Annotated in this window: 15 protein-coding genes and 1 riboswitch; of the genes, 6 read left to right on the plus strand and 9 right to left on the minus strand. The window is 62.1% G+C overall.

Annotated features, from left to right (window positions below; all coding sequences use genetic code 11):
• Positions 1-461 precede the first annotated feature (461 nt).
• Positions 462-2,603 carry an ExeM/NucH family extracellular endonuclease gene (locus AB7E19_RS12280; protein WP_427935448.1) on the minus strand — a complete coding sequence of 714 codons (2,142 nt, stop codon included), beginning with the start codon at positions 2,601-2,603 and terminating at the stop codon, positions 462-464.
• 293 nt (positions 2,604-2,896) lie between these two features.
• A riboswitch (cyclic di-GMP riboswitch) is annotated at positions 2,897-2,980 on the plus strand.
• Positions 2,981-3,092: 112 nt separating this feature from the next.
• Here AB7E19_RS12280 and AB7E19_RS12285 point away from each other — a divergent pair.
• Complete coding sequence (locus tag AB7E19_RS12285; protein WP_427935450.1) at positions 3,093-6,131, plus strand: glycosyl hydrolase family 18 protein; 3,039 nt, start codon at positions 3,093-3,095, stop codon at positions 6,129-6,131.
• 341 nt (positions 6,132-6,472) lie between these two features.
• On the opposite strand, the gene AB7E19_RS12290 is transcribed toward AB7E19_RS12285, so the two are convergent.
• From AB7E19_RS12290 to AB7E19_RS12320, 7 genes are all read right to left on the minus strand, one after another.
• A complete protein-coding gene (locus AB7E19_RS12290; RefSeq protein WP_042014300.1) occupies positions 6,473-7,708 on the minus strand; it encodes a tetratricopeptide repeat protein in 1,236 nt (411 codons plus the stop codon).
• 11 nt (positions 7,709-7,719) lie between these two features.
• The gene (locus AB7E19_RS12295; protein ID WP_039040356.1) at positions 7,720-8,355 is read right to left on the minus strand and encodes an energy transducer TonB; all 636 of its coding nucleotides are present in this window, start codon (positions 8,353-8,355) and stop codon (positions 7,720-7,722) included.
• A gap of 16 nt (positions 8,356-8,371) precedes the next feature.
• On the minus strand, positions 8,372-8,779 hold the full coding sequence (locus AB7E19_RS12300; protein ID WP_005327075.1) for an ExbD/TolR family protein: 408 nt from the start codon (positions 8,777-8,779) through the stop codon (positions 8,372-8,374).
• Between the two features lie 67 nt (positions 8,780-8,846).
• Positions 8,847-9,374, minus strand: a complete 528-nt coding sequence (locus AB7E19_RS12305; RefSeq protein ID WP_128297024.1) for a MotA/TolQ/ExbB proton channel family protein — start codon at positions 9,372-9,374, stop codon at positions 8,847-8,849.
• A gap of 10 nt (positions 9,375-9,384) precedes the next feature.
• Positions 9,385-10,758 (minus strand): MotA/TolQ/ExbB proton channel family protein, encoded by a 1,374-nt coding sequence (locus AB7E19_RS12310; RefSeq protein ID WP_128297023.1) that lies wholly within the window; start codon positions 10,756-10,758, stop codon positions 9,385-9,387.
• Positions 10,755-11,519: a DUF3450 domain-containing protein gene (locus AB7E19_RS12315; RefSeq protein WP_041215710.1), complete on the minus strand. Its 765-nt coding sequence runs from the start codon at positions 11,517-11,519 to the stop codon at positions 10,755-10,757. The genes AB7E19_RS12310 and AB7E19_RS12315 overlap by 4 nt, the downstream gene beginning before the upstream one ends.
• Before the next feature lie 102 nt (positions 11,520-11,621).
• Complete coding sequence (locus AB7E19_RS12320; protein WP_427935455.1) at positions 11,622-14,228, minus strand: TonB-dependent receptor plug domain-containing protein; 2,607 nt, start codon at positions 14,226-14,228, stop codon at positions 11,622-11,624.
• A 739-nt stretch (positions 14,229-14,967) separates the two neighbouring features.
• Here AB7E19_RS12320 and AB7E19_RS12325 point away from each other — a divergent pair.
• From AB7E19_RS12325 to AB7E19_RS12345, 5 genes are all read left to right on the plus strand, one after another.
• Positions 14,968-15,993, plus strand: a complete 1,026-nt coding sequence (locus tag AB7E19_RS12325; RefSeq protein ID WP_427935457.1) for an ABC transporter permease subunit — start codon at positions 14,968-14,970, stop codon at positions 15,991-15,993.
• A 2-nt stretch (positions 15,994-15,995) separates the two neighbouring features.
• The gene (locus AB7E19_RS12330; RefSeq protein WP_427935459.1) at positions 15,996-17,039 is read left to right on the plus strand and encodes an ABC transporter permease; all 1,044 of its coding nucleotides are present in this window, start codon (positions 15,996-15,998) and stop codon (positions 17,037-17,039) included.
• A gap of 82 nt (positions 17,040-17,121) precedes the next feature.
• Positions 17,122-18,939, plus strand: coding sequence for an extracellular solute-binding protein (locus AB7E19_RS12335; RefSeq protein WP_427935461.1), 1,818 nt, complete (start codon positions 17,122-17,124; stop codon positions 18,937-18,939).
• A 25-nt stretch (positions 18,940-18,964) separates the two neighbouring features.
• On the plus strand, positions 18,965-20,002 hold the full coding sequence (locus AB7E19_RS12340) for an ABC transporter ATP-binding protein (protein ID WP_427935463.1): 1,038 nt from the start codon (positions 18,965-18,967) through the stop codon (positions 20,000-20,002).
• Positions 20,003-20,096: 94 nt separating this feature from the next.
• Complete coding sequence (locus tag AB7E19_RS12345) at positions 20,097-21,098, plus strand: ABC transporter ATP-binding protein (RefSeq protein WP_041212969.1); 1,002 nt, start codon at positions 20,097-20,099, stop codon at positions 21,096-21,098.
• 628 nt (positions 21,099-21,726) lie between these two features.
• Here the strand turns inward: AB7E19_RS12345 and AB7E19_RS12350 are convergent.
• Positions 21,727-23,178 (minus strand): aminoacyl-histidine dipeptidase, encoded by a 1,452-nt coding sequence (locus AB7E19_RS12350; protein WP_427935466.1) that lies wholly within the window; start codon positions 23,176-23,178, stop codon positions 21,727-21,729.
• Positions 23,179-24,098: the final 920 nt, after the last annotated feature.

Consider the following 24,098-nt stretch of genomic DNA (forward strand, 5'->3'; position numbering starts at 1 on the left):
GGGGGTGAGGGTGGGGATTGGCGCCGATGCCGCCATGGCCATGGCGCGGGCTGCACGACGCCATCCTCTGCCGCGTGGCGGTTGGCTCGTTCGGCAGCCTGCGATGGCGCTTCACCCTGTCCGCGAGGGCATCAGCGGCCCTGGCAGCCGCTGACGGGGGTGAGGGTGGGGATTGGCGCCGATGCCGCCATGGCCACGGTGCGGGCTGCGCGATGCCATCCTCTGCCGCGTGGCGGTTGGCTCGTTCGGCAGCCTGCGGGATACGCTATCCGGCCCCTGGTGTCAGCACCGGGTTTCCCCATCGACAGGGTGCCAGCCCCCCGGGAAAGGGGCGGGTGGGGCAACAGGGCATTTATTAATCCCATGATGTGGCCCTTTGCATTTGTTTTTCAAATGGCCATGGCACAAAAAAAGCCCGCGATCATCGCGGGCTTTGCACCTGGCATCGAAGATGCCGCGTCTTAGCGACGACGCCGCCAGGCGAGCGGCAACAGGGCCAGCAGCAGGGCGCCCATGGCGCCGCCACCCCCCTTGCTCGCTTCCTTGAGCTTGAGGTCGACGATGACGGGGTCGTGGTCCGAGGCGCTGAAGGGGTTGTCCGACTTGATGAGATCGCCGGTGTAGGCGCTGCCATATTCGAACAGGTTGCTCTCGAAGGAGTTGATGTGCCAGTCGGCCACCGCCACCACCTTGTCAGCCAGCGCCGGGTTGGCGAGGGCGTAGTCCAGGGTGCCGAGCTCGGCCTCGTAGCTGTAGGAGATGGCCTTCTCCTGGTTGAACTTGACGTTCAGATCCACCAAGCCGTAACCCTTGGCCACCGTCTGGCCCATCTGTTCATAGGGCTTGTCGCCGATGTAGGTGTGGGAGGCGGAGCGGATCTGGCGCTCCCCCGCGATCGGCACATAGTCGGTCAGCACCCGGATGGGATCCTCCTTGGCGTAGGAGTTGAAGTCCCCCACCAGCAGCACCTGGCCCGGCATCTTGCTCACCGCCTCCCCCAGCACCTTGGCCGCGCTCACCCGAAACTCGGTGCACTTGCCCTGCAGATCCGCAGGCTCCGTCTTGCCATCCCCGTTTTCATAGCAGCCCGACCCCTTGGACTTGAGGTGGTTAACCACCAGGGTCAGGGGGGCGTCGCTGCCCGCCACGGTGAAGCGCTGGACCAGGGAGTCCCGCTGACCGGCGCTCTTGGTGACGCCGCCCGTGGTGTAGCGCTGCTGGGGCAGGGGGATGACGTCGGCATCCCCGCTCGGGGTGAGCAGGGCGGGGCGGTAGATCATGGCCACCATGATGGCGTCGCCGCCAAAGAAGCGATCCTCCGTGAGCAGGGCCTTGGGCAGGGTGACGAAGGCGTAGTGCTTGCTCGCCTCCTTCTGCCTGGCGTTGAGGCTCTCCACCAGATCGTGGAGGGCGGCGTGCTCGTCAAAGCCGTTGTTCTCCATCTCCATCAGGCCGAGCAGGTCGGCGTCCATCTCGGTGATGGCGTTGACGATCTTGGCGCGCTGCAACTGGAACTCCTCCAGGCTCTTGGCGCCGCGGTTGCAGCCCTTGGCGCTGTCCGCATCCGCCTGATCCGCGCAGAGCACGTTGAGGGCGCCCCCCACGCTGGAGTGGCTGGTGAAGTAGTTGAGCACGTTGAAGCTACCGATGCGAAGGTCAGTGCCATCCAGGCGGGCCGGGGCGCTCTGGCGGTCGTTGTCGCCGGTGCGCAGCAGATCCCCCGCGGTGATGGTCTGATCCCGGGGCACGATCAGGCGGTACTCGTTGTAGCTGTAGCCGACCATGGCCTCCAGATTGATCGGGGCATCGCCGATGCGCAGGTAACCCTGCTCCGGCTCCCAGGCGGGCAGCCAGGGGAGCTTGCCGTCCCCCGCCTTGAAGTCCGACTCGAGGAAGACGCGGTTGCTGGCGTTGGCCTCGGCCAGCGCCACGGCCTCGGGGCTGCTCGCCACATGGAGCTGGGTCGGCTTCATCAGCGGGGCGCCGTGAGCGAGCACCAGGTTGTTGCGCCGGGCGGCATAGTCGTAGCTGAAGTTGCGGCTGATCTTGAGGGCGCTGTCGGCGTCAAGGCGAACTCGCATCCCTTCGTGACGCTCCAGGGCTCGGGCCAGGGTTTCCCCCTCCAGTACCCGCAGCGCCGTGGCGGCCGGGGCGTCGCCCTGGGCCAGGGTTGTCAGGCGCGGCGTGCTGCCGTCAAACAGGGGCTTGAGCTGGGTGTGGCCGTAATACTCCTCGACCTTGGCCTCCAGACAGACCAGGGCGCCCGGCTGGATGTCCGGGTACTTGCTGGCGAAGTTCTTGTCGTTGAGGTAGACGAAAATGCCGTCCGACGTCTCGGGGTTGCCGTCCCCCTGCACATCCAGCAGGTAGAAGCCCTTGTTGAGGCTTTCCCCCAGACCCGAGACTACCGCCTTGACCGAGACGCTCTGGGCGCTTTCGAACTGATCGTCCGGGACGAGGGGGCTCTTGTCGCCACTGCCCTGGATGGCGGGGATGGGGGTGAGGGCACTGTCGGCCGGGCAACTGAAGCCGGCGGCGTAGAGAGACGGGGACGCGAGCGCGAGCCCCACGGCCAGCGACAGCAGGGTAGGTGTTCCTTTCATGGGTATTCCTTTTTTTATTTTTGCCAGTGTTTCCATAGCCTTGGCATCGTGGCCAAGGGCGCGCATTGTCACATTTCTGGCAGCTCTGACCAGTGAACCAATGCACATTATGAGGAGACAAAGGAGCCCATCTGCCATTTTTTGACGTGGCTAACAGTTTGATATTGATGATCTATTTGTCATCAGGTGGGAGCGAAAAGTGTGAGGCGGCCAGCATTCACATATTTTCCTTCGAGAATAAAGATTGAGCAGTGGTCACTTGCTTCCTATACTCGAGCCGTTCCTCACGGAACCCAGGCAAAGGGCAAACCGGCAGTGATGCCGGGACGCAAAGCCTCCGATCTGTCCCATCCGGGCCAGACAGCGGGGTTACCCAGGGTGACTTGAGGGTTTGTGGCCCGTCCATGGCCTGTTGTCGCTCCCTTGTTCCCTGTTGCGATTGCGCTTTTCCCGGTATTGAAGCCAAGACAAAACAAGGAAGATAACAATATGCAACAGATCTTGAGGCCCAGCAGGCTTGCCATGCTGGTCGCCCTTGCGGCCGTCCCTGCCTGGGCGCAGGCCGCTTACCCCGCCTATCAGGCCGGCACAGCCTACAAGGCTGGCGACATCGTCAGCAACGCAGGCGCCCTCTATGAATGCAAGGAATTCCCTTACTCCGGCTGGTGCGGCGCGTCCCCCTATCACTACGCCCCCGGGGTGGGGGTGGTCTGGGCCGATGCCTGGAAGCTGTATGGTGGCGAGGTGCCGCCGCCGGCCCTGGTCGTCGCCATCGGCTCCCCCGCCGTAGGTGCCAGCGTCAGCGAGGGGGCCAGTGTGACCCTGGCGGTGACGCTGAGCGGCCCGGTCACGGCGCTCGCCCGGGTGGAATACCTCATCGACGGCGTTCTGGTCGCCACCGCCACGGCTTCTCCCTGGAGTGCGAGCTGGTCTGCCGCCGGTGCGGGCAATCACGCCCTCAAGGCCCGGGCGCTGGATAAAGACGGCAAGGTGCTGAGCGAGGCGGATTCGAGCTTCAAGGTCGCCGCCGTGGTGGCGCCAGAGGCGCCCAGGGTGAGCATCGCAAGCCCCGCCGCCGGTGCCAGGGTGACCCTGGGCCGCGCCCTCACCGTGAGCGGCAATGTCACCGACGCCAATGACGACGTCGCCAAGGTCGAGCTCTTCGTGAATGGCCAGAAGGTGGGCGAGGACACCAGCGCCCCCTGGCAGCTGAGCTGGACGCCCCAGAACAAGGGGCTGACCGGCCTCAAGCTGGTGGCGACCGACAAGAGCAACCTCTCTGGCGAGTCGGCCCAGGTGGACGTGCAGGTGGAAGAGGCGGCGCTGCCCCCTACCGGCGGCAACCTCTCCTGCGACGTGCGCCAGATCTACCGCGCCGACGGCAGCGAGTGCATGGGGGATGACCACGGCCGCCGCGTCATCGGGTATTTCACCTCCTGGCGCACCGGCAAGAACGGCCTGCCCGCCTATCTGGTGAGCGATATTCCCTGGGACAAGATCACCCACATCAACTACGCCTTCGCGGCGGTGGACGAGCAGAGTCACACCATCAAGGTGGATGACGCCGCTACCAAGCTGACCTGGAACGGGGTGCCGGGCGCCGAGATGGATCCGGAGTTCGCCTATCAGGGTCACTTCAACCTGCTGTCGAAGTACAAGAAGCAGTACCCGGACGTGAAGACCCTCATCTCCGTCGGGGGCTGGGCCGATACCCGCGGCTTCTACGCCGCCACCACCAAGGGCGACTGCTCGGTCAACACCGCCGGCATCAACGCCTTTGCCGACTCGGCCGTGGGCTTCATCCGCCAGTACGGCTTCGATGGGGTGGATATCGACTACGAGTACCCCACCTCCATGAAGGATGCGGGCAACCCCAACGACTTCCCGCTCTCCAACCAGTGTCGCAGCAAGCTCTTTGCGAACTATGAAGTGCTGATGAAGACCCTGCGCAACAAGCTCGACAGCGCCGGCACCGAGGACGGTCGCAAGTACATGCTGACCATCGCCTCGCCGGCCTCGGCCTACCTGCTGCGCGGCATGGAAAACTTCCAGGTCACCCAGTACCTCGACTACGTCAACCTGATGACCTATGACTTCCACGGTGCCTGGAACCACTTCGTCGGTCACAACGCCGCCCTGTTCGACAACAAGGCGGATCCCGAGTTGTCCCAGTGGGGTGTCTACACCCAGGCCCAGTTTGGCGGCATCGGCTATCTCAACTCCGCCTGGGCGGCCCACTACTTCCGTGGTGCCCTGGCGGCGGGCAAGATCAACATAGGGGTGCCCTATTACACCCGTGGCTGGCAGGGGGTCACCGGTGGCACCCACGGTCTGGGTGGCAAGGCGGCGCTGCCGAGCCAGAGCGATTGCCAGCCGGGCACCGGTGGCAGCACCATTCCGTGCGGCAACGGGGCGGTGGGCATCGACAACATCTGGCATGACCTTGACAAGAACGGCAAGGAGATTGGCGGTGGCGCCGTGCCCATGTGGCATGCCAAGAACCTGGAGCATGCGGCCAGCCTCGGCATCACCACCCTGCCGAGTTACGGCCAGGCCTGGGGTCTGGATCCCAACAACCCGGCCCACGTGATGCAAGGCCAGTATGTGCGTTACTACGACGACAAGGCCCATGCGCCCTGGCTCTGGAACGAGCAGAAGAAGGTGTTCCTCTCCACCGAAGATGAAGAGTCCATGGGTCACAAGCTCGACTACATCGTCAAGCGGGGCCTGGGGGGTGTCATGTTCTGGGAGATGGCGGGGGACTATGACTTCGACGCCGCGAAGAACGAGTACGTGATGGGCAGCACCCTCACCAGCCTCGCCTACGAGAAGTTCAGCAAGGCCGACAAGGCGGCCCTGAAGCAGAACGATCTGCCGGCTCCGGCCGCCCAGCTCGACATCGGCGTGAGCCTCTCCGGCTTCAAGGAAGGGGACTCCAACTACCCGATCAACCCGACCCTCAAGCTCACCAACAAATCGACCCAGACCATTCCGGGCGGCACCCGCATCGAGTTCCTGGTCCCCACCTCCACCTCAGACACCATCACCGACCAGAGCGGCATGGGACTGAAAGTGGTGGAGAGTGGTGGCAACCAGAACTCGGACGGCATCGCCAATGAGAAGGACTTCCACAAGGTGGCTCTGACGCTGCCGGCCTGGAAAGCCTGGACGCCGGGCACCGACGTGGAAGTGGCCATGACCTACTACCTGCCGGCCGCCGGCGTGCCGAGCGGCATGCGCCTGATTGCCGGCAGCCAGACCATAGGCCTGAAGTCCGACTTCCCGGCCCTGGCCGAGGCGGTGCTGGGCAGCAGTGGCGGTGGTGACGGCGGCAGCGGTGGCACCACCTGTGCCAGCCAGAACGTCAACCCGGCGGACTACAATGCCTATCCGACCTGGCCGCGGGGGGATCACGCCAATGGCACCGACCGCATGACCAACGGCAAGGCGGTGTGGCAGGCCAACTGGTGGACCAGCAGCGAGCCCAAGACGGGCGATGGCAGCTGGAAACTGATATGCAGCTACTGAGTTGTCCAGGCTGCTATACCAGCAGCGAACTCAGAGTGGGCGACGGCAGCTGGAAGCTGGTGTGCAGCTACTGATGACCGTTTGAGCGGCAGGCCGGCACTTTGCATGGCCTGTTCTCTCGCAAGGCAATGACCCAATCCGGAGCCCAGGCTCCGGATTTTTTTGTGCCTTGTATCAGGAGAAGGAGGGGAAAATGGCAGGGGCGGTGCCATAAAAAAGACCGCTCCGAAGAGCGGCCAATTGCCACCAAGGCAATCTGCGGGGTGACCCCCTTGTCGATGTGTCGCGGCCCGGATGCCGAGTCGGGGAGATCCCCGCCCCGCCAGCCGGGCCGCGCAGCTTTATTGGGTGACGGCGCCGCCCTGCTGCTCTTTCAAGAAGCTGATCCAGGGGGAAGCGCGACCACTGACGTTGCCGTTCTGGGCAGCCTGAGTGAAGGCGGAGAGCGCCTCCTTGGGCTTTTGCTGCTCAAAATAGGCGACCCCGGTCAGGAACTTCAGATCCGCCCGCTGCTCGCCGCTGGCGTTGGCGGCAGGCTTGGCGGCGAAGGCCACCAGATCCTGGTAGCGCTTGCTCTGGATCATCATGCGCGCCATCTTGAGCTGCAGCTCGGCATTGGGGGCCAGCTTGTAGGACTTGGCCAGGGTGTCGATGGCCGGGTCCAGCTCCTTGGCCTGATGCCAGTAGTTGGCCAGCGTCTTGTAGTTGGCCGCGGTGCTCTCGATCTGCCCCTCCTTCATGGCCTTCTCCATCACGCGGGCGGCGCGGTGGGGAATGCCGGCGAAGGCGAGGTAGTTGGCGAGCCGCTGCAACTCGTTGGCTTCGGTCAGCATGCCGAGGTTGTAGGCCCCTTCCAGTGCCGCCAGGGCCTTGGCATCGTTGCCCGCCTGCATGTGCATGGCCGAGAGCTGGGTCCAGTACTTCTTCTTCTCCGGGTAGCGGTCCACCAGGGCGGTCAGCACCTCGGTGGCCGGCTTGTACTGTTTCAGCTCGTAGTGGGCCGCCATCTTCAGCAGGTACCAGGACTCCGGCGCCTTGCCCGCGGAGAGCTTGATCGCGTTGTCCACTGCCGGAATGGCTTCCCGGTACTGCTTGAGCTGCACATGGGCGTTGGCCAGGGTGATGTAGGCGTGCGGGGTCGGCTTCTCGTCCTTGCCGAGGTTTGCGAACCACTCCTTCATGGTGTTGATGGAACCCTTGAAGTTCCCCTCCGCCATGTAGAGCTGGGCCAGGTTGTAGCGCACCTGCTGGGCCACCGGGGGCGGCAGTCCGCCGGTGGCGATGGCGTCGGCGAAGTACTTGGTCGCCTGACCGTACTTCTCCTGCTGCGCCGCCACGAAGCCCAGGGTCTGCAGAATGACCCCCTTGTCGTAGACCCGCTCGCCGGCGCCGGACAGCGCCTCCTGCAGCTTGGCATTGGCCTCGCCGTATTTCTTCTCGGTGATCAACGCCTGGGCCTTGTTGACCGCGCGGTAGGCGCGGTCAGACAGGGCGGGTTGTTCGGCGGCCCAGGTGGCGGTGCTGAGCAGCACCGCCATGGCCACCGGGGCGAGGATCAGGGTATGTAACTTTTTCATCGCCACCCTCCTTAGTTGGTCGCAAACTCGATCTCTTGCTGCATGCGACTGGCCTGCGGCTTGCCGTCCACCATGGCCGGCTTGAAGGTCCACTTGGCAATGGTCTGGCGTGCCGCCTTGCCGAGGTCATAGCTGCGGGGCTCTTCCTTGACGATGCGGATGTTGCTGACGGTACCGCGCTCGGTGACGGTGAACTCCACCAGTACCTTACCGGACGCGAGACCGGCCAGGGCCGCCTTGCGGGGCATCATGGGCTCGAAGGTCGCCATCGGGATGGCGCCGTTGTTGCCACCCATGCCGCCACCACCGCCACCGGTGCTGTAGGCACCGAGGGCGTTGCCGCCACCGATGTTGACCGGGATGTCGAGTTTGGGCATATCCATGGGGGAGCTCTCCATCTGCGGCCTGTCCGTGCTCGCCACCTCCATCTCGGGCGGGGGCGGCGGGCGGTTCGGGGGCGGCGGCTTGGGCAGCTCGCGTTGTTTCTCTTGCAGGGTCTCCTGAGGCTTGAGGCGGATGAAGTCGGTCATGGTGACGTCCTCCCGCTCCGTCAGCTCCCGGTGATCCGGCGTGATGAGCTTGTTCATTCCCAGAAACAGGAAGAACACCACCACGCAGGAGACCGCCAACGATATCAGGTATCTCATAGGGCTCGCTCCGGCATCAGCTGCTCTTGCTCGCCGCGATGGAGATGTTCTGGACACCGGCCATGCGGATCTGGTCCATGACCTGCACCACCAGCCCGGAACGGGACTCGGTATCGGCCTGAATCACCACGGCGCTCTCCGGGTTCTCCGCCCGCAGCCGCTCGATGTTGGCGCGCACGGCACCCACTTCGACGACCCGTTTGTCGACCCAGACCTGACCGTTCTCGCGGACCGCGACCATGATGTTCCCCTTCTTCACCGTCTCGGCCGTGCTGGCGCTCGGGCGGTTGATCTCCACGCCGGACTCCTTGACGAACGAGGTGGTGACGATGAAGAAGATCAGCATGATGAACACGATGTCCAGCATGGGGGTCAAATCGATGGCCGCCTCGTCAGCACCGCTGTCGCTGTGACGTTTTCTCATGGCAAAAAACTCCTTGCTTGTTCTGTGCCCCGGCGGGCATGGCCCGGCCGGGGATGTGCATCCTGCATCAGCCGTGTTTCAGGTTGTCTTCCAGCTTCTGCACCGCCAACTTGGCCTTGTGATCGAGCTGGTTGACAAAAAACAGGCCTGAAAGGGCGGCAATCATGCCCGCCATGGTCGGTACCGTCGCCTTGGAGATCCCCGAGGCCATCGCCCTGGGGGAGCCTGTGCCGGTAATGGCCAGAGTGTCGAACACCTGCACCATGCCCACCACGGTCCCGAGCAGCCCCATCAGCGGGCAGAGGGCGATCAGCACCTTGATGACCGGCATCCCCTTGTCCACCGCCATGGCAACCCGGGAGACCAGCTCGCGGCGGATCTGCCTGGCGGACCAGGAGAGGTGATCGGTGCGGGCCAGCCAGGCCGCCTTGGTCTGCTTCACCTGCTGGGGATAGACCGCCATGAAGTAGAACCAGCGCTCCAGCAGCAGGGCCCACATCATCAGGGTCAGGAAGAACAGGGCGACCAGCACGTCGCCCCCCAATCCCAGAAACCGGCGGACCGACTCGACTTCTTCAATCAACCAGAACCACATGGGTGACTCCTTAGGCTGCGGCTTTGGCGGCGTGCAGACGTTCCTGATAACGGGCAACGAAACCGGCGCTCTGCTCTTCCAGTACCTGGATCAGACGGCGGCTCTGGGTCTGGACGATGGTGTAGAGGAACAGCATGGGCACGGCCACGACCAGACCCTGCATGGTGGTCACCAGGGCCTCGGAGATACCGCCAGCCATCAGCTTGGGATCGCCGGTACCGAACAGGGTGATGGCCTGGAAGGTGGCAATCATCCCGACCACGGTACCCAGCAGGCCCAGCAGCGGGGCGACGGAGGCGATCAGCTTGATGAGGCTGATGCCCTTCTCCAGCTTGGGCACGTTGCGCAGGATGATCTCGTCGAGCTTGGATTCCAGATCCTCGATGTTGTCACCCCGGTGATCCTGGTAGGCTCCCAGCATCTCGCCGATGGGGTTGCCCTTGATGATCTGCTCGGATTTCAGCTGCTTGCGCATGGCACCGCCGATGAGGGAGAGACGGGCGCCGCAGAACAGGGCCAGCAGGGTACCGATGACACCCAGCGCCAGGATCACGTAGCCCACGGAGCCACCCTGATCGATGCGCTCCTTGAGGGTCGGCGACTGCACCAGCAGGGAGAGGATCACGCCGCGGGACGGGTCGATGAAGATGGGTTCGACGCTGCCGCCACCCTGTTCAAACTTGGCGACTGGTTCCAGCACCGCGTTCTCGGGCTGGCGGGAGAGTTGCTCGAACTTGCCGGTCTCCGGCACGAAGGTGAGGTACTTGCCTTCGGAGACGGTGTTGAACTCGCCGATCTGGGTCACGGTCTTCTGGGCCTGGTTGCCCTCGCCGTAGACCACGGTGGCCGGGATCTGGCTTACCTTGCCACCGTCGACCATGCGGCTGAGGGTGGTGGTCCAGAAGGCGGTCAGGTCATCGCTGGAGGGCAGCTCCTTGCTCTCGGCCAGGCGAGTCAACAGGGCAGTCTGCTCGGGATGTTCGACCCGGCGGGCGGAGGCATTGAAGATCCCCTTGAATTCACCGGCGAACTGGCGCAGCACGCCAAACATCTCGCCCATGTTGCCGGAGCGCTGGCGCAGGGTTTCGGTCAGCTCGGTGAGCTGCTTGTCGTTGGCATCGAAGGTGGATTTGAGCTTTTCGCCCCTGGCGACTTCGGCGGCGAGATCCGCCTTGGCCTTGGCGAGCAGGGCCCCTTGTTCGTTCTTGTCAGCCAGGAAGCGGGCTTCCCGCTCCTTGTTGAGCTGGGATTCGCTGGTGCTGGCGGCCTTGACCTGATTGAGCAGGGCGTTGAGATCCACCGGCTTCTCGGCGGCGGTCACCGGCAGGGTGACCAGGGTAGCGCCCGCGATCAGCGAGGCGATGGCAAGTTTGATTCCTTTCATGATGCTTTCTCCGCAGTTTGAACCGGCAGCTTGATGAGGGCGGGGGGCGCCTGCTTCTTCGCGATGCGAAGGCCTTGTTCAACCGCACTGCGATACTCCTGGGGCAGTACTTCCCACTGGCGGGTCTTCTTGTTCCACATGCCGGTCTCGTTGCCATCCGGGGACTGGTAGAGCAGGGCGATGCGGCCGACGCGCAGGAACTCGTAGGTCTTCTCGTCCCCATCCTTGTCCAGGCTCGCCTTGTAGGCTTCGATGGTGCGGCTGAAGCCCTCCTCGATCTGGTAGGCCTCGAGGATCTTGCGGTACTTCTCGGAGATGGTGACGTCGGCCCGGTTCATGAGATCGGTCAGGGCCGCCACGCGGTCCTCACGCTCCACCTTCTGGAACGGCAGGTCCAGGGAGACGAACTGCTCGAGGGAGTCGATCATCTTGAGCATCAAGGGCACCACTTCGGTGCTGGTCTGGTCGATCTGGGCGATCTGCTTTTGCATGGAGGCGAGTTCGGCGCTCTGGGAGTCGACCATCTTGCCCACTTGCTCGTTGTAGGCGCGCAGGCTGTCTACCTGGCGCAGGGCGGCCTTGTACTGGGCCAGGGCAGACTCGGCAGACTCGGCGTAGCTGTCGATCTTCTGCTGGGAAACTTTGGATGCATTGTCGGTGGCGGCTTGAGCGTCCACGGCCTGGCTGGCAGAGGCGGCACTCAGATTGAAGCTGGTCAGCAAGGCAGCCGAAATCAGGCTGCCGAGGAGCGCTTTCTTCATTGTAATTGTCCTTGTTTTCATAGGATTACCCTATCTCCGTAACTTCCTTGGGACCTTGGGCAAAGCCGGCCCGAACGGGCCGGCTTGTGGTTTGCTGGTGGATTAGAACTTCTGGCTGTAGTCGAGGTAGTAGATGCGACCGTCGATGCTGTAGAGCTCGTCGTCATAGGTGAAGCCATCGCTCTCGAGGGACGGGCCCACGTTGAACATGTTCTTCACGCCGACCTGGATCTTGCCGTTCCAGGGCGCTTCCACGCCGACGTTCAGGTTCCAGGTGGTCTGGGACGCGATGTGGCCCACTTCCTCACCGGTATCGGCGATGTAGTCCTGGCTCTGGGAGTCGATGTAGTTGGCACTCAGGTAGGTATCCATGTTCCACCATTGGGGAACGTTGACACCCACACCGGAGCTGAAGCGCATCTGGGGCAGACCGTTCTGGCCGATCTTGTCGATGACGGGACCACCGGCGTACAGACCTTCCTTGTATTTCAGGATGTAGGTACCGCCCAGGTCATAACGCACGGTGGCGTAGTTCAGGTCGTAGGTGTAATCCACTTTCAGGTCGAGGCCGGAGGTCTCGAGGGTCCCCAGGTTGACCATGGGCGCGATGGCGTTGCTGATCTTGCCCTGGCTGTTGCGGGTGATGCTGCTGGAGCTGCCGCTGTTCAGTTCGTCATAGATGAGAGACTGCAGGGAGTTCAGCTGGATCACGTCCTCGATCTTGATGGTGTAGTAGTCCAGGGAGAGGTTCAGGTCATCCACCGGGCTGTAGGCCACCCCGAAGTTCCAGGTGTCCGCGGTCTCTTCCTTCAGATCCTCGTTGGAGGTACGGGTGGTGTCGTACTGGCGGTTCGGGCAGTCAGCCGCGGAGATGCCGTTGGCCTCGCAGTAGACGTAATCCTTCGCCCAGTCGGCAGAGAAGGAGTCAGCCGAGTAGAGATCGCTCAGGCTGGGGGCGCGGAACGAACGGGACCAGGAGGTGCGCAGCATCAGGTTGTCCAGCGGCTGGTAACGCAGGCTCGCCTTGGGGGAGAAGGCGCTGCCGAAGTCGCTGTACTTGTCGAAGCGACCGGCCACGTTCAGCTCGATCTGCTCGGTGATGGGCACCAGGGACTCGATGTAGGCGGCAGTCACGTCACGCACGCCACCGGAGGAGTTGCCGGAGGAGCCGATGATGTTGCCGGCTTCGGACTGGGCGTCGTACTTGTCGGCATAGACCCAGTCGTTGTACTCGGCACCGGCGTACCAGCTGACCGGACCGGCCGGCAGTTCACCCATGTCCCACTGGACACCGGCGTACCACTGGTAGAAGTCCATGGTGGAGCGGCGGCTGGTGTCGGCGGCCATGGAGGCCGTGGTGGAGGCGTCGAACTCGCCACCGACGAACTTGCCGTCTGCGACCGCCTGCTGGGCGGCGGACTTCAGCACGTAACCGGTGCCGTTCTCCTTGTTGTCGGTCTTGGAGTACATGTAGCCGGCGTTCCACTGCATGTCGCCGACGCTTTCGGTGGCGATGGTGCCTTCGAAGCCGAGGTTCATGCTGCCGGTGGTGTCGGTGACATAGTTGTCACGGGGACCGACGTTGCTGAAGCGGTAGTAGGCGTAGGCAGCCTCACCCAGACCCTGGGTGGCGGCGGCATCCAGGCCGTTGTCGACGAAGAACTGGGCATTCTTCGGGTTGGCCGGGTCAATGGTGAAGGCACCGGCGGCCGGGGCGAAGCGGCCGAAACTCTCGACTCGGGAGCCGATGATCTGCGGCACGAAGTCCACGTTGTCGTTGATGTGGTAGCGACCGTTCACGTACAGGGTGTCACGGCTGCGGGAGGCCGTGGTGGCCGCGACCTGGCCGTAGTTGAAGTTACAGCCGCCCTCGAACCCGACGAAGGGCTCCTTGCATGAGCCGTCGGCATTGGTGGCGCCGGCCAGGGGGCCGTATTTCCAGATGGGGTCGCCGTTGGCGTCAAGACCCGTGATCCCTTCCACGTTGCGGCCGTAGGGGCTCGGGGAGTCGTTGCCCTGTTTGGAGAGATAGTCACGATCCCGGGCGTAGATGACGTCCTTCTTGTCGTGCTCGTAGACCGCCATCAGGGAGCCCTTCTCACCGGCCACCCCTGCCACGATGGAGCCGCTCTTCTCGTCGCCGCCCTCTTCGCTCGGGGAGCCGATGCGGCCCTGGAAGTCCAGCCCTTCGTAGCCCTCTTTGAGCACCACGTTGATCACGCCACCAATGGCGTCGGAACCGTAGATGGCGGAGCCGCCGTCCAGGTTGACCTCGACCCGCTCAACGGCGGCCATGGGGATGGTGTTGAGGTTGATGGAGGTGCCGCCCATGGTGGGGGAACCAGCTACCCGCTTGCCGTTCAGCAGAACCAGGGTACGCTCGGAACCCAGGCCGCGCAGGCCGACGGTGGATTGGGACTGGAAGGAGCTGCCGGAGGCAGGGGAGACGCCGCCAAAGGAGTTGTAGGAGGCTTGCTTGAGGTAATCGGCGACGGTCTGCTGACCGGATTGCTCGATTTTCGCCTTGGTCACGGAGACGACCGGGGTGGCGCCTTCCACATCGACCCGGGAGATCCGCGAGCCGGTGACCTTGATTTTTTGCAGTTTTTCTACGTTCTGGCCCTCTTCGGCCAGGACAGGGGTGGCCACAACTGCCGCGCTCGCCAAGGCAAACGCTACGGCAGCAGAGAGTCTGCTTTTCCTAAGCATCGCTAGTATCCTTCCTGATTGTTTATTGTTTGCTTCCATTACCGCCCTCGTTGGAGCGGTGCGTAAGGCTTATCAAGGTTTGGTGATGGACGTCAAATGGAGCGGCGGGGATGGGGGCTGCAGGGGGAATTAGATGGGAATATGCACTTGATGGAATATTTTTGGCGTTTTATTCCGTAAATGCCGCATCAACTTATGTAAAGATGTTGTTAAGTTCGATTTTTACAATTTTATTGATTATTTTTGAACTTATCGATAAGTCGCTTGTCACTCCAGTGTCGATATCGAGAAAACGGTTTTTTGCAGTATTTTCATCTGCTTTTATGGCGAGAGCGTTTTCCGGGGAACGGAGGGTGGGGGCGGCTATCCCTCTTCTTTTATAGGTAAATGAGAAAATAACCCGACTTGTTCTTAACTTGTTGATTTTGTTCTGCTTGGTATGGATTAAAACACCTGTGTAATTAATTTTTTAATAATTAAAATCGAGTTTGACGGGTCGGCGTAGCAGTTTTTTATATTGAAGTTGGGTTTTTTGGAAAAAATCATCCGCGGGATATGCTGCGGGGGGACATTCCCGGTCGCAGACTGGGTTCTACTTGATTTTTGTTGCAGAGCTTTTACAGTGACCGAGCCGGATTGTCTGTCAATGCCAGTCAATTCAGTGAGTAATGCCAGGTAAGGATAGGCCCGTCACCGGATGTGACTGGCCATAAAAGAACAACAAGGACGAGGTTCCACCATGCTGTCGTATTTCCTACGTCGGATGCTTTTGATCATCCCGACGTTTCTCGGTATCACCCTGCTCGTCTTCACCATCACCCGCTTCGTGCCGGGCGGCCCGGTCGAGCGCATGCTGCTGCAGGCGCAGGTCTCGCAAAACGAGTCAGGCCGCTCCAGTGGCAGCAAGGGGGCGCAGGCACTCTCCGACGAACAGATTGAAGAGCTCAAGGCGTTCTACGGCCTCGACAAGCCCATGCTGGTCGCCTACTGGGACTGGTTGCAGAAGCTGGCGGTGCTGGATCTCGGGGAGTCGACCCGTTATTACGAGCCGGTGTGGGATCTCATCAAGGAGAGGTTGCCGGTGACCGCCTTCTTCGGGCTCGCCACCTTTCTGCTCAGTTATGCCGTCTCCATCCCGCTCGGGGTGGCCAAGGCGCTCAGGCACAACAGCCGCTTCGATTCCCTGAGCTCGATGCTCATCTACATGGCCTATGCGCTGCCCGCCTACGTGGTGGGGATCTTCCTCATCACCGTCTTTGCGTTCCATCTGGAGTGGCTGCCCATGGGGGGCTTCCCGGGGGACGAGTTTGACGGGATGGAGAGCAGCTGGGATCAGATCCGCACCATCTTCGCCCACGCCCTGCTGCCGCTCATCGCCTACGCCATCGGGGATTTCGCCATCCTCACCATGACCATGAAGAACAGCCTGATGGAGAACCTGTCGGCGGATTATGTGCGCACCGCCGTGGCCAAGGGGCTGCCGTTTCGCAAGGCGGTGACCGATCACGCCATGCGCAACAGCCTGATCCCCATCGCGAGTCACTTAGGGTCGGTGCTCACCGTCTTCTTCGGGGGCTCCTTCCTCATCGAGACCATCTTCAACATCGACGGCATCGGCCTGCTCGGTTATGAGGCCATTGTCGAGCGGGATTACCCCACCGTCATGGGCATTCTGGCCATCACCTCCATGCTGATGCTGGTGGGCAACATTGTCTCCGACATCTGCGTTGCCCTGGTCGATCCCCGCGTGCGGTTTGGAGAGTGAGCATGAACCTGAATCCGGTAACGCTGAAAAAACTCAAGCGCTTCAAGTCGATAAAGCGCGGCTACTACTCCTTTGTCATCTTTTCGGTCCTGGTGGTCATCTCTCTGCTGGCGGAACTGCTGGTCAACAGCCGGGCCCTGGCGGTGAGTTATCAGGGGGAGCTCTATTTCCCCACCTATGGGGACGTGATCCCGGGCCAGCACTTCGGGCTCGACTACGAGTACGAGACCAACTACCGCCAGCTCAAGAGCCAATTTGCGAAGGAAGATAAGGGGGATTGGGTGTTGCTGCCCCTGGTCCCCTGGAACCCCTATGAGCAGGACTTCAAGGAGGAAGCCTATCCGCCCTATGCCCCGAGCCTGGCGGAGCGCCACTTCCTCGGCACCGACACCAGCGGTCGCGACGTACTGGCACGGCTGGTCTACGGCTTTCGCATCGCCATCGGCTTTGCTTTCATCGCGCTGGTGGCGAGCTATGTCATCGGGGTCAGCATCGGCTGCATGATGGGGTTCCTCGGCGGTCGGTTCGATCTCCTGATGCAACGTTTCATCGAGATCTGGTCCCAGGTGCCCTTCCTCTACGTCATCATGATCCTGGTCTCCCTGGCCAAGCCGAACTTCGGCCTGTTCGTCGGCATCAACGTGCTGTTCGGCTGGATGGGGATCACCTGGTACATGCGCACCCTCACCTACAAGGAGCGGGCGCGGGACTACGTGATGGCGGCGCGGGCCCAGGGGGCGAGCACCCGGCGCATCATCTTCAACCACATTCTGCCCAATACCCTGATGATGATCGTCACCCTGGCCCCGTTTGCCGTGGTGGGCAACATCTCCACCCTGACGGCGCTGGACTACCTGGGCTTTGGCCTGGCGCCGCCGACCCCGAGCTGGGGGGAGCTGCTCTCCCAGGGGATCAACAACCTTGACGCCATCTGGATCGTGAGTTCGGTGGTGGCGGCGGTGAGCCTGGTGCTCATCATGATCTCCTTCATCGGGGAGGCCATCCGGGAGGCGTTCGATCCGCGCAAATTTACCCGTTATCAGTGAGCGGTGGCGCCTTGCCAGGGCACATCGACAGGACCCTTAATGAAGACGCCCCCAGTGCAGGGGCATGACCAGGAAGTCAAACATGAACAATAAAATCAAATGGACAGGTGCTCTCTTTCTGCTGTTGAACGGATCCTGGGTGTGGGCGGCCAGCCTGCCCGCGGATCTGACGTGGGAGACCAACGACACCGACCCTGTGTTCGCCTCTCCCAAGGCGCTGCCCGGCGGCAACCTCAATCTCTTCGTCGACAGCTTCCCGCTGACGTTTCGCACCGTGGGGCCGGATTCCAACGGCTCGTTCCGCTCCTTCATCCTCGACAACCAGATGAGGCTTATCAGCTTCCATCCCAACACGGGCAACCCCATTCCGGCCCTGGCGAATGCCTGGGCCATCGCGCCGGACAGCCAGACCGTCTATTTCAGGCTCGACCCGCGCGCCAAGTGGTCCGACGGCAAGCCGGTCACCGCCGATGACTACACCTTCGGCTACGAGATGATGCGCTCCAAGGACATCAAGGGCCCCTGGTTCAACAACTACTACACCACCGAGGTGGTGGCGGTGGAGAAGATTGACGACCACACCATCCTGGTCAAGGCGGGCAGCCGCAAGGCCAAGCTCGATCTCCTCAACACCACCGAACTGTGGCCCCAGCCCAAGCACTACTACAAGATGGGCCCGAACTGGGTGAAGCAGTACAACTGGGCCGTGGTACCCACCACGGGCCCCTACGTGATGAGCGACGTGAAGAAGGGCAAATCCGTCACCTTCAGCAAGCAGAAGGAGTGGTGGGCAAAAGACGATCGCTACAACCAGCACAGGTTCAACCTCGACACCATCAAGGTGCAGGTGATCCGCGACCACAACATTGCGTTCCGCCACTTCCTCAAGGGGGAGCTGGACACCTTCGAGATGATCCTGCCCAACTGGTGGCATGAGAAAGCGGTCACCCCGGAGTACAAGCAGGGATACGTGCAGAAGGTGATGGCCATGACCGACACCAAGCAGGGGGGGCAGGGGGTTCACCTCAACGTGGCCAATCCCAAGCTGGCGGATCTCAACGTTCGGCTCGGCATCCAGCACGCCTTCAACATCGACAAGATGATAGAGACGGTGCTGCACGGCGATTATGACCGCGCTACCACCTTCGGCTCTGGCTTCGGGGCCTTCACCGACATCGCGCTCCTTGAGCGGGCCTACGACATCGCCAAGGCACGGGAGTACTTCGCCAAGGGCGGTTACGGCAAGCAGGGACCGGACGGCATCCTGCAAAACGACAAGGGAGAGCGGCTCACCCTGGCCCTCACCTACACCAGCCAGGAGCACTCCAAGCGGCTGACCGTGCTCAAGGAAGAGGCCAAGAAGGCGGGCCTGGATCTGGAGCTCAATCTGGTGGATGGCGCCACCGGCTTCAAGGTGATGCTGGAGAAGAAACACGAGGCGGCCTGGCTTGGCTGGGGGGGGGGCGGTCTCTATCCGCAATACTGGGAGTCCTTCCACTCCGACAACGCCAACAAGCCCCAGACCAACAACCTGTTCAACGTGGCTGACAAAGCGCTCGACAGCCTGATCGACGCCTACAACGTCGAGTTCGACATGGACAAGCGGGCCGCGCTTTCCCACCAGATCCAGCAGCGCATCTATGATCTCGCCATCTTCGTGCCCGGCGTCCAGCTCAACTACGTGCGAGCCAGCAGCTGGCGCTATGTGATGCTGCCGGAGGTGCCCGCCACCCGCAACACCCCGGATCTGCTCTACTGGCCCATGGATGGCTACCCCCACAGCAGTGGCGGCCTGCTCTGGATCGATCCCAAGGTGAAGGAGGAGACCCAGAAGGCCAAGGCTGACGGCAAGGCGCTGGCCCCCATCACCCTGATCGACAAGACCTATGCACATCATTGATGTGGCCCAGAAGGGAGCAGCAGTCATGCCCAACACACAGGCCACCGCCCCCGGCACCAGAGATCATGAGGGGCAGCCTCTGTCCCCCATCCTCGAGGTGCGGGATCTCGAGGTGGAGTTCGCCGTCGACGACGGCAAGATCAAGGTGCTCGACGGGGTCAGCTTCCAGGTCGCCCCGGGCAAGACCCTGGGGATAGTCGGCGAGTCCGGCTGCGGCAAGAGCGTCACCTCGCTGGCCATCATGGGGTTGCTGCCAAGGCCCCACGGTCAGGTGGTGGCGGGCTCCATCCGCTTTCAGGGGGAGGAGCTGCTCAATCTGCCGCCGGAGCAGATGTACAAGGTGCGTGGCAACCGTATCTCCATGATCTTTCAGGAGCCTATGACGGCCCTCAACCCGGTGCAGACGGTCGGCGATCAGCTGATGGAGGTGTTTCGCCTCCACCGCCCCGATTACAGCAAGGCCCAGCGCCGTGACGCCGCCATCGCCATGTTGCAGAAGGTGGGGATCCCCGAGCCTGCCCAGCGTTTCGCGGCTTATCCCCACAATCTTTCCGGCGGCATGCGCCAGCGGGTGATGATCGCCATGGCGCTGGCCTGCGAACCGGCCCTGCTCATCTGCGACGAGCCGACCACGGCGCTCGATGTGACCATCCAGGCCCAGATCCTGGATCTGATGAAGGAGCTGCAAGCCCAGACCGGCATGGCCATCATCTTCATCACCCACGATCTCGGGGTGGTGGCGGAGCTGTGCGACGAGGTGGTGGTGATGTATGCCGGGCGTGCGGTGGAGCTGGCCGATATCTATGAACTGTTTGACCACCCGCGCCATCCCTATACTCATGGTCTGATGGCCTCGATCCCGCGTCTGGAAGATGTGCCAAAGAGCCTGCTCAAGACCATCAAGGGTCAGGTGCCCGCCCTGCACGAGATGCCGGCGGGGTGCCGTTTCTCCAACCGCTGCCCCCATGCCACGCCCCTTTGCGTGGAGACCATACCGGTGACCGAGCAGTTGAGCGAACGCCACGGGGTGGCCTGCCACCACTGGAAGGAGGTGAGCCTATGAGCGGCCTGGTGTGGGGACGGGGTGTCGCAGGGCAGCCAGGCGGCGGGAAGGCGACCAGGTCGTCTGCTGCCATGAATCGTCGGGGATGGAAGTCATGACCAGCTTGTTGTCGGTAAGCAATTTAAAGCAGCATTTCAAGATGGGTGGCGGTTTCTTGCGCAAGCAATACACCGTCTACGCGGTGGATGGCATCAGCTTTGATCTCAGGCAGGGGGAGACCCTTGGCCTGGTGGGAGAGTCGGGATGCGGCAAGTCCACCCTGGGGCGTTCGTTGCTCAAGCTGTTCGAGCCGAGCGCCGGCTCCATCACCTTCGAGGGGCGTGACATCACCCACCTCTCGCCCAAGGAGATGCGATCCCTGCGTCAGGAGATGCAGATCGTGTTCCAGGATCCCGCAGAATCCCTCAACAGCCGCCACACGGTGGGGCAGATCCTGGAGGAGCCCTTCATCATCCACGGCAAGGGCAACGCCGAACAGCGCCGGACATGGGTGCAGGAGCTGCTGGAGAAAGTCGGTTTGCCCGGCAGCGCGGTGGATCGCTACCCCCATGAGTTCTCTGGCGGCCAGCGACAGCGCATCGGCATCGCCCGCGCCATCGCCCTCAAGCCCAAGCTGCTGGTGTGTGACGAGGCGGTGTCGGCGCTCGACGTGTCGGTGCAGTCCCAGATCGTGAACCTGCTGCTCAATCTGCAGCGGGAGATGAACCTCGCCATCATCTTCATCGCCCATGACCTGTCGGTGGTCAAGCACATCTCGGACAGGATTGCGGTGATGTATCTGGGCCGGATCGTCGAGCTGGCCGAGGCCCAGGCTCTCTACCTGGCACCGCGCCATCCCTATACCCAGGCCCTCATCTCCGCCATTCCGGTGCCGGATCCGCGGCGGCGCAGCCAGCGCATCCTGCTGACGGGGGATGTGCCGTCCCCCATCTCGCCGCCGAGTGGCTGCCATTTTCACCAGCGCTGCCCCCATGCAACGGATCTGTGCCGCACCCGCTCGCCCGCCCTTGAGGCGTGCGGCGGGCAGGGGCATCAGGTGGCCTGCCATTTCCCCTTGCCCGTGCAGGAGGCGGTGCCGTTGGGAAAGGCGATATGATGCCGGCGCCCGCCGCGTCGCGACCGGCATCGCTGCAAGGTGGCACCGAGGAGGCGCAATAGAGGCGGATACGGGATAAAAAATGGGGCCTGCGGGCCCCATCTTCATGGTTGGAGTTCAGGTTTGGCCGTGGGAATTCTGGCCCGGGCAGGACAGCGCCCCGATGGGGGTGGCTGCTGTGTGGATTGCTGAGTTGTTTTGTAGTTTTATTACGTTGCTAATTTCAACTTCCGGACAGGCGATATCAGGCGCCATAACGGAAGTAGTAATTGCGGGTTGCAGGCGCATAAGTGTCTTTCTCTTCAGCACCTTTCTTGCTGGTTGCACCCTTCAGGTGGAACAGCACTGCCAGATTCTCGAACATATGATGACCTCGTTTCTCTGTGGTTCATGGGTTGTGTGACCTTGGTCACGTTCTGATCCTAGGGGCATATGTGAGCTGGATCAACTTTTTGTGTTGTAAATTTACATAAATCATGGAAAGGGTTTTCAAATGCAGACCTGTTCATGGATACGGTTTCATGCCAGTGCCACGTATGGAGTCGGGGATATGAGAGAGGTGGCCGAGGAGGGAGCACAAAAAAGATGCCCCGCACGGGGCGGGGCATCGGTATGGTCGTGAGCTGGCTTACTTGGCCGGGATATGTTCCAGCACGTGAACCAGCAGTTGCCAGAAACGCTCGACCGCCGGGATGTGTACCTTCTCCCCCGGTGCATGGGCGCCACGGATGGTCGGGCCGAAGGAGACCATGTCCCAGTCCGGGTAGGCGCTCTTGAACAGACCGCACTCGAGGCCTGCGTGGATCACCATGACGTTCGGCATCTCGCCAAACAGGGTCTGGTAGCTGCTTCGCACCAGTGCCATGACCGGTGAGTCAACGTTCGGGGCCCAACCCGGGTAGGCGCCGGTGAACTCGCAGCTGGCGCCGGCCAGGGTGAACAGGGAGCGGGTCATCTGCTCGATGTTCTCGCGACCGGAATCGATGAGGGAGCGGATCAGGCACTGCACATAGACTTCCCCCTCGAGTGTCTTGATGACACCCAGGTTGGTGGAGGTCTCGGTCACGCCCGGGATGGCGTCGCTCATGCGCATCACCCCGTTCGGGCAGGCCATCAGGGCATCCAGCAGGCGGCTTTGCAGGGACTCGCTCATGAGCTGGGCCGGTTTCTCCCGGGCGGTGAGCAGCACGGTGAGGTTGGCCTCGGTGGCGGCCAGCTCGCTCTGATAGATGCCGGCGTAGCGGTCTACCAGAGCCTTGAAGTCAGCCACGCTGGCGGTGGGCACCAGCAGGCTGGCGCGGGCCTCGCGGGGGATGGCGTTGCGCAAGGTGCCGCCACTGAGATCGCCAAGGCGCACCCCCAGCGGTTCGGCGGCCTTGAGCAGACGGACCAGCAGCTTGTTGGCGTTGCCGCGGCCGCGATGGATGTCGACCCCGGAGTGGCCGCCGCGCAGGCCCTTGACCTGCAGCTCGAAACCTTCACCCTCGGTGGCAGCGACCAGCTCCAGGGGGAAGCGGATATTGGCATCGACCCCGCCGGCGCAGCCCATGTAGACCTCGCCATCCTCTTCGGAGTCGGTATTGAGCAGGATCTCGCCCTCCAGCCAGCCCGCTTCCAGACCGAAGGCGCCGGTCATGCCGGTCTCCTCGTCGGTGGTCAGCAGCACTTCCAGCGGGCCGTGCTTGATGGCCTTGTCGGCCAGCACGGCCAGGCAGCCCGCCATGCCCATGCCGTTGTCGGCACCCAGGGTGGTACCACGGGCGGTGACCCATTCGCCATCGATGTAGGCATCGATGGGATCGGTGGTGAAGTCGTGCTGGGTGTCGGCGTTGGCCTGGGGCACCATGTCGATGTGGGCTTGCAGCACCACGGCCTTGCGGTTTTCCATCCCCGGCGTGGCCGGTTTCTTGATGATGATGTTGCCGACGGCATCTTGCTTGACCGATAGGCCTTCTCCCTGGGCCCACGCCACGATCCAGGCGCTCAGCTGGGCTTCGTGCTTGGAGGGGTGGGGGATGGAGCAGATCTGCTCGAAGAATTGCCAAATCAACTTGGGAGACAGAGAACTGAGCTGTGCCACGTCGGGACTCCTTACCAGCATGGAAAATGTCGGGCCCCACTCTGCGGGCCGGGGAAGAGGATAACGATAATACAGTCAATCACGCAAAAATGTGAGCGATCAGCGCAAATGACGCTCTGCTTGTGCTGGGAAAGGGAGCATGGATGGCGAACTTCACTGCCTGCCTTATTCGTGTCAGCACAACATCAGTTATGTGATGTTTGTCACAAAAACATTGTCTTTTTGGCGCCGGGTGGTAAATTAGCCGCCGTGGCCAGCCCACTTGTCAGGATGACAATCAATGCCTCCAGGGAACCGAAGCAAAGCAAGTGCGCCTCCATGGAACCGAGTGTCAGTTCAAGGATGTGAACCCGCATTAAGGTACGTAACTTGTTAAGCAATCAGGAGTTTATGATGTCAGGCAGCAATTCAACCTATTGGTTTGCCCAATCTCTCTATACCCAGGGCTTCAACTACCCGAATCCCTACGCCACCCGCCGTTAAGGCTCGCAGGCGTCACAGGTAACAGCAGCAGGTGTGTGAGGATCCTCTCCTCCTCCTGCTATTTTTTTGCCCGAATGTCATGGAATGTGTGTCAAACGGCTAACCTGTCGGTGTCGCCAGAGCCCTCCGAAAAGGGCGACAGAGCGGGAGATGGCGGACATTTCCTGTTTTTCGCATACGTTTGCCGCTCAATTTATCCATAAAGAGTGCTATCATACCGGCCCAACAGCCGGCCCGAGATCGGGAGTCCACCCGAGATGGCCGCCAGCTACACCCCATCCCTGTTCGCATTGCATCCGTTTTTGCCGCCGAGGCGTCAGCCCCGAGGCCGAAAAAGTGCAAGCAAAATTCGGGAAACGGGGTGCCAGAATTGACCTGAACCCGTCTCTTTGCCGGGTTCTCGCCTCATAAGTGATTGCTTTATAACTCGTTGAGAT

Origin of the sequence: Aeromonas sp., assembly GCF_050252055.1 — a bacterium.
GTDB lineage: Bacteria > Pseudomonadota > Gammaproteobacteria > Enterobacterales > Aeromonadaceae > Aeromonas > Aeromonas caviae.

Excerpts from the sequence above, each read along its gene's own strand:
- AB7E19_RS12280 (WP_427935448.1), bottom strand. The coding sequence starts at position 2,603 with ATGAAAGGAACACCTACCCTGCTGTCGCTGGCCGTGGGGCTCGCGCTC.
- AB7E19_RS12285 (WP_427935450.1), top strand. The coding sequence starts at position 3,093 with ATGCAACAGATCTTGAGGCCCAGCAGGCTTGCCATGCTGGTCGCCCTT.
- AB7E19_RS12290 (WP_042014300.1), bottom strand. The coding sequence starts at position 7,708 with ATGAAAAAGTTACATACCCTGATCCTCGCCCCGGTGGCCATGGCGGTG.
- AB7E19_RS12295 (WP_039040356.1), bottom strand. The coding sequence starts at position 8,355 with ATGAGATACCTGATATCGTTGGCGGTCTCCTGCGTGGTGGTGTTCTTC.
- AB7E19_RS12300 (WP_005327075.1), bottom strand. The coding sequence starts at position 8,779 with ATGAGAAAACGTCACAGCGACAGCGGTGCTGACGAGGCGGCCATCGAT.
- AB7E19_RS12305 (WP_128297024.1), bottom strand. The coding sequence starts at position 9,374 with ATGTGGTTCTGGTTGATTGAAGAAGTCGAGTCGGTCCGCCGGTTTCTG.
- AB7E19_RS12310 (WP_128297023.1), bottom strand. The coding sequence starts at position 10,758 with ATGAAAGGAATCAAACTTGCCATCGCCTCGCTGATCGCGGGCGCTACC.
- AB7E19_RS12315 (WP_041215710.1), bottom strand. The coding sequence starts at position 11,519 with ATGAAGAAAGCGCTCCTCGGCAGCCTGATTTCGGCTGCCTTGCTGACC.
- AB7E19_RS12320 (WP_427935455.1), bottom strand. The coding sequence starts at position 14,228 with ATGCTTAGGAAAAGCAGACTCTCTGCTGCCGTAGCGTTTGCCTTGGCG.
- AB7E19_RS12325 (WP_427935457.1), top strand. The coding sequence starts at position 14,968 with ATGCTGTCGTATTTCCTACGTCGGATGCTTTTGATCATCCCGACGTTT.
- AB7E19_RS12330 (WP_427935459.1), top strand. The coding sequence starts at position 15,996 with ATGAACCTGAATCCGGTAACGCTGAAAAAACTCAAGCGCTTCAAGTCG.
- AB7E19_RS12335 (WP_427935461.1), top strand. The coding sequence starts at position 17,122 with ATGAACAATAAAATCAAATGGACAGGTGCTCTCTTTCTGCTGTTGAAC.
- AB7E19_RS12340 (WP_427935463.1), top strand. The coding sequence starts at position 18,965 with ATGCCCAACACACAGGCCACCGCCCCCGGCACCAGAGATCATGAGGGG.
- AB7E19_RS12345 (WP_041212969.1), top strand. The coding sequence starts at position 20,097 with ATGACCAGCTTGTTGTCGGTAAGCAATTTAAAGCAGCATTTCAAGATG.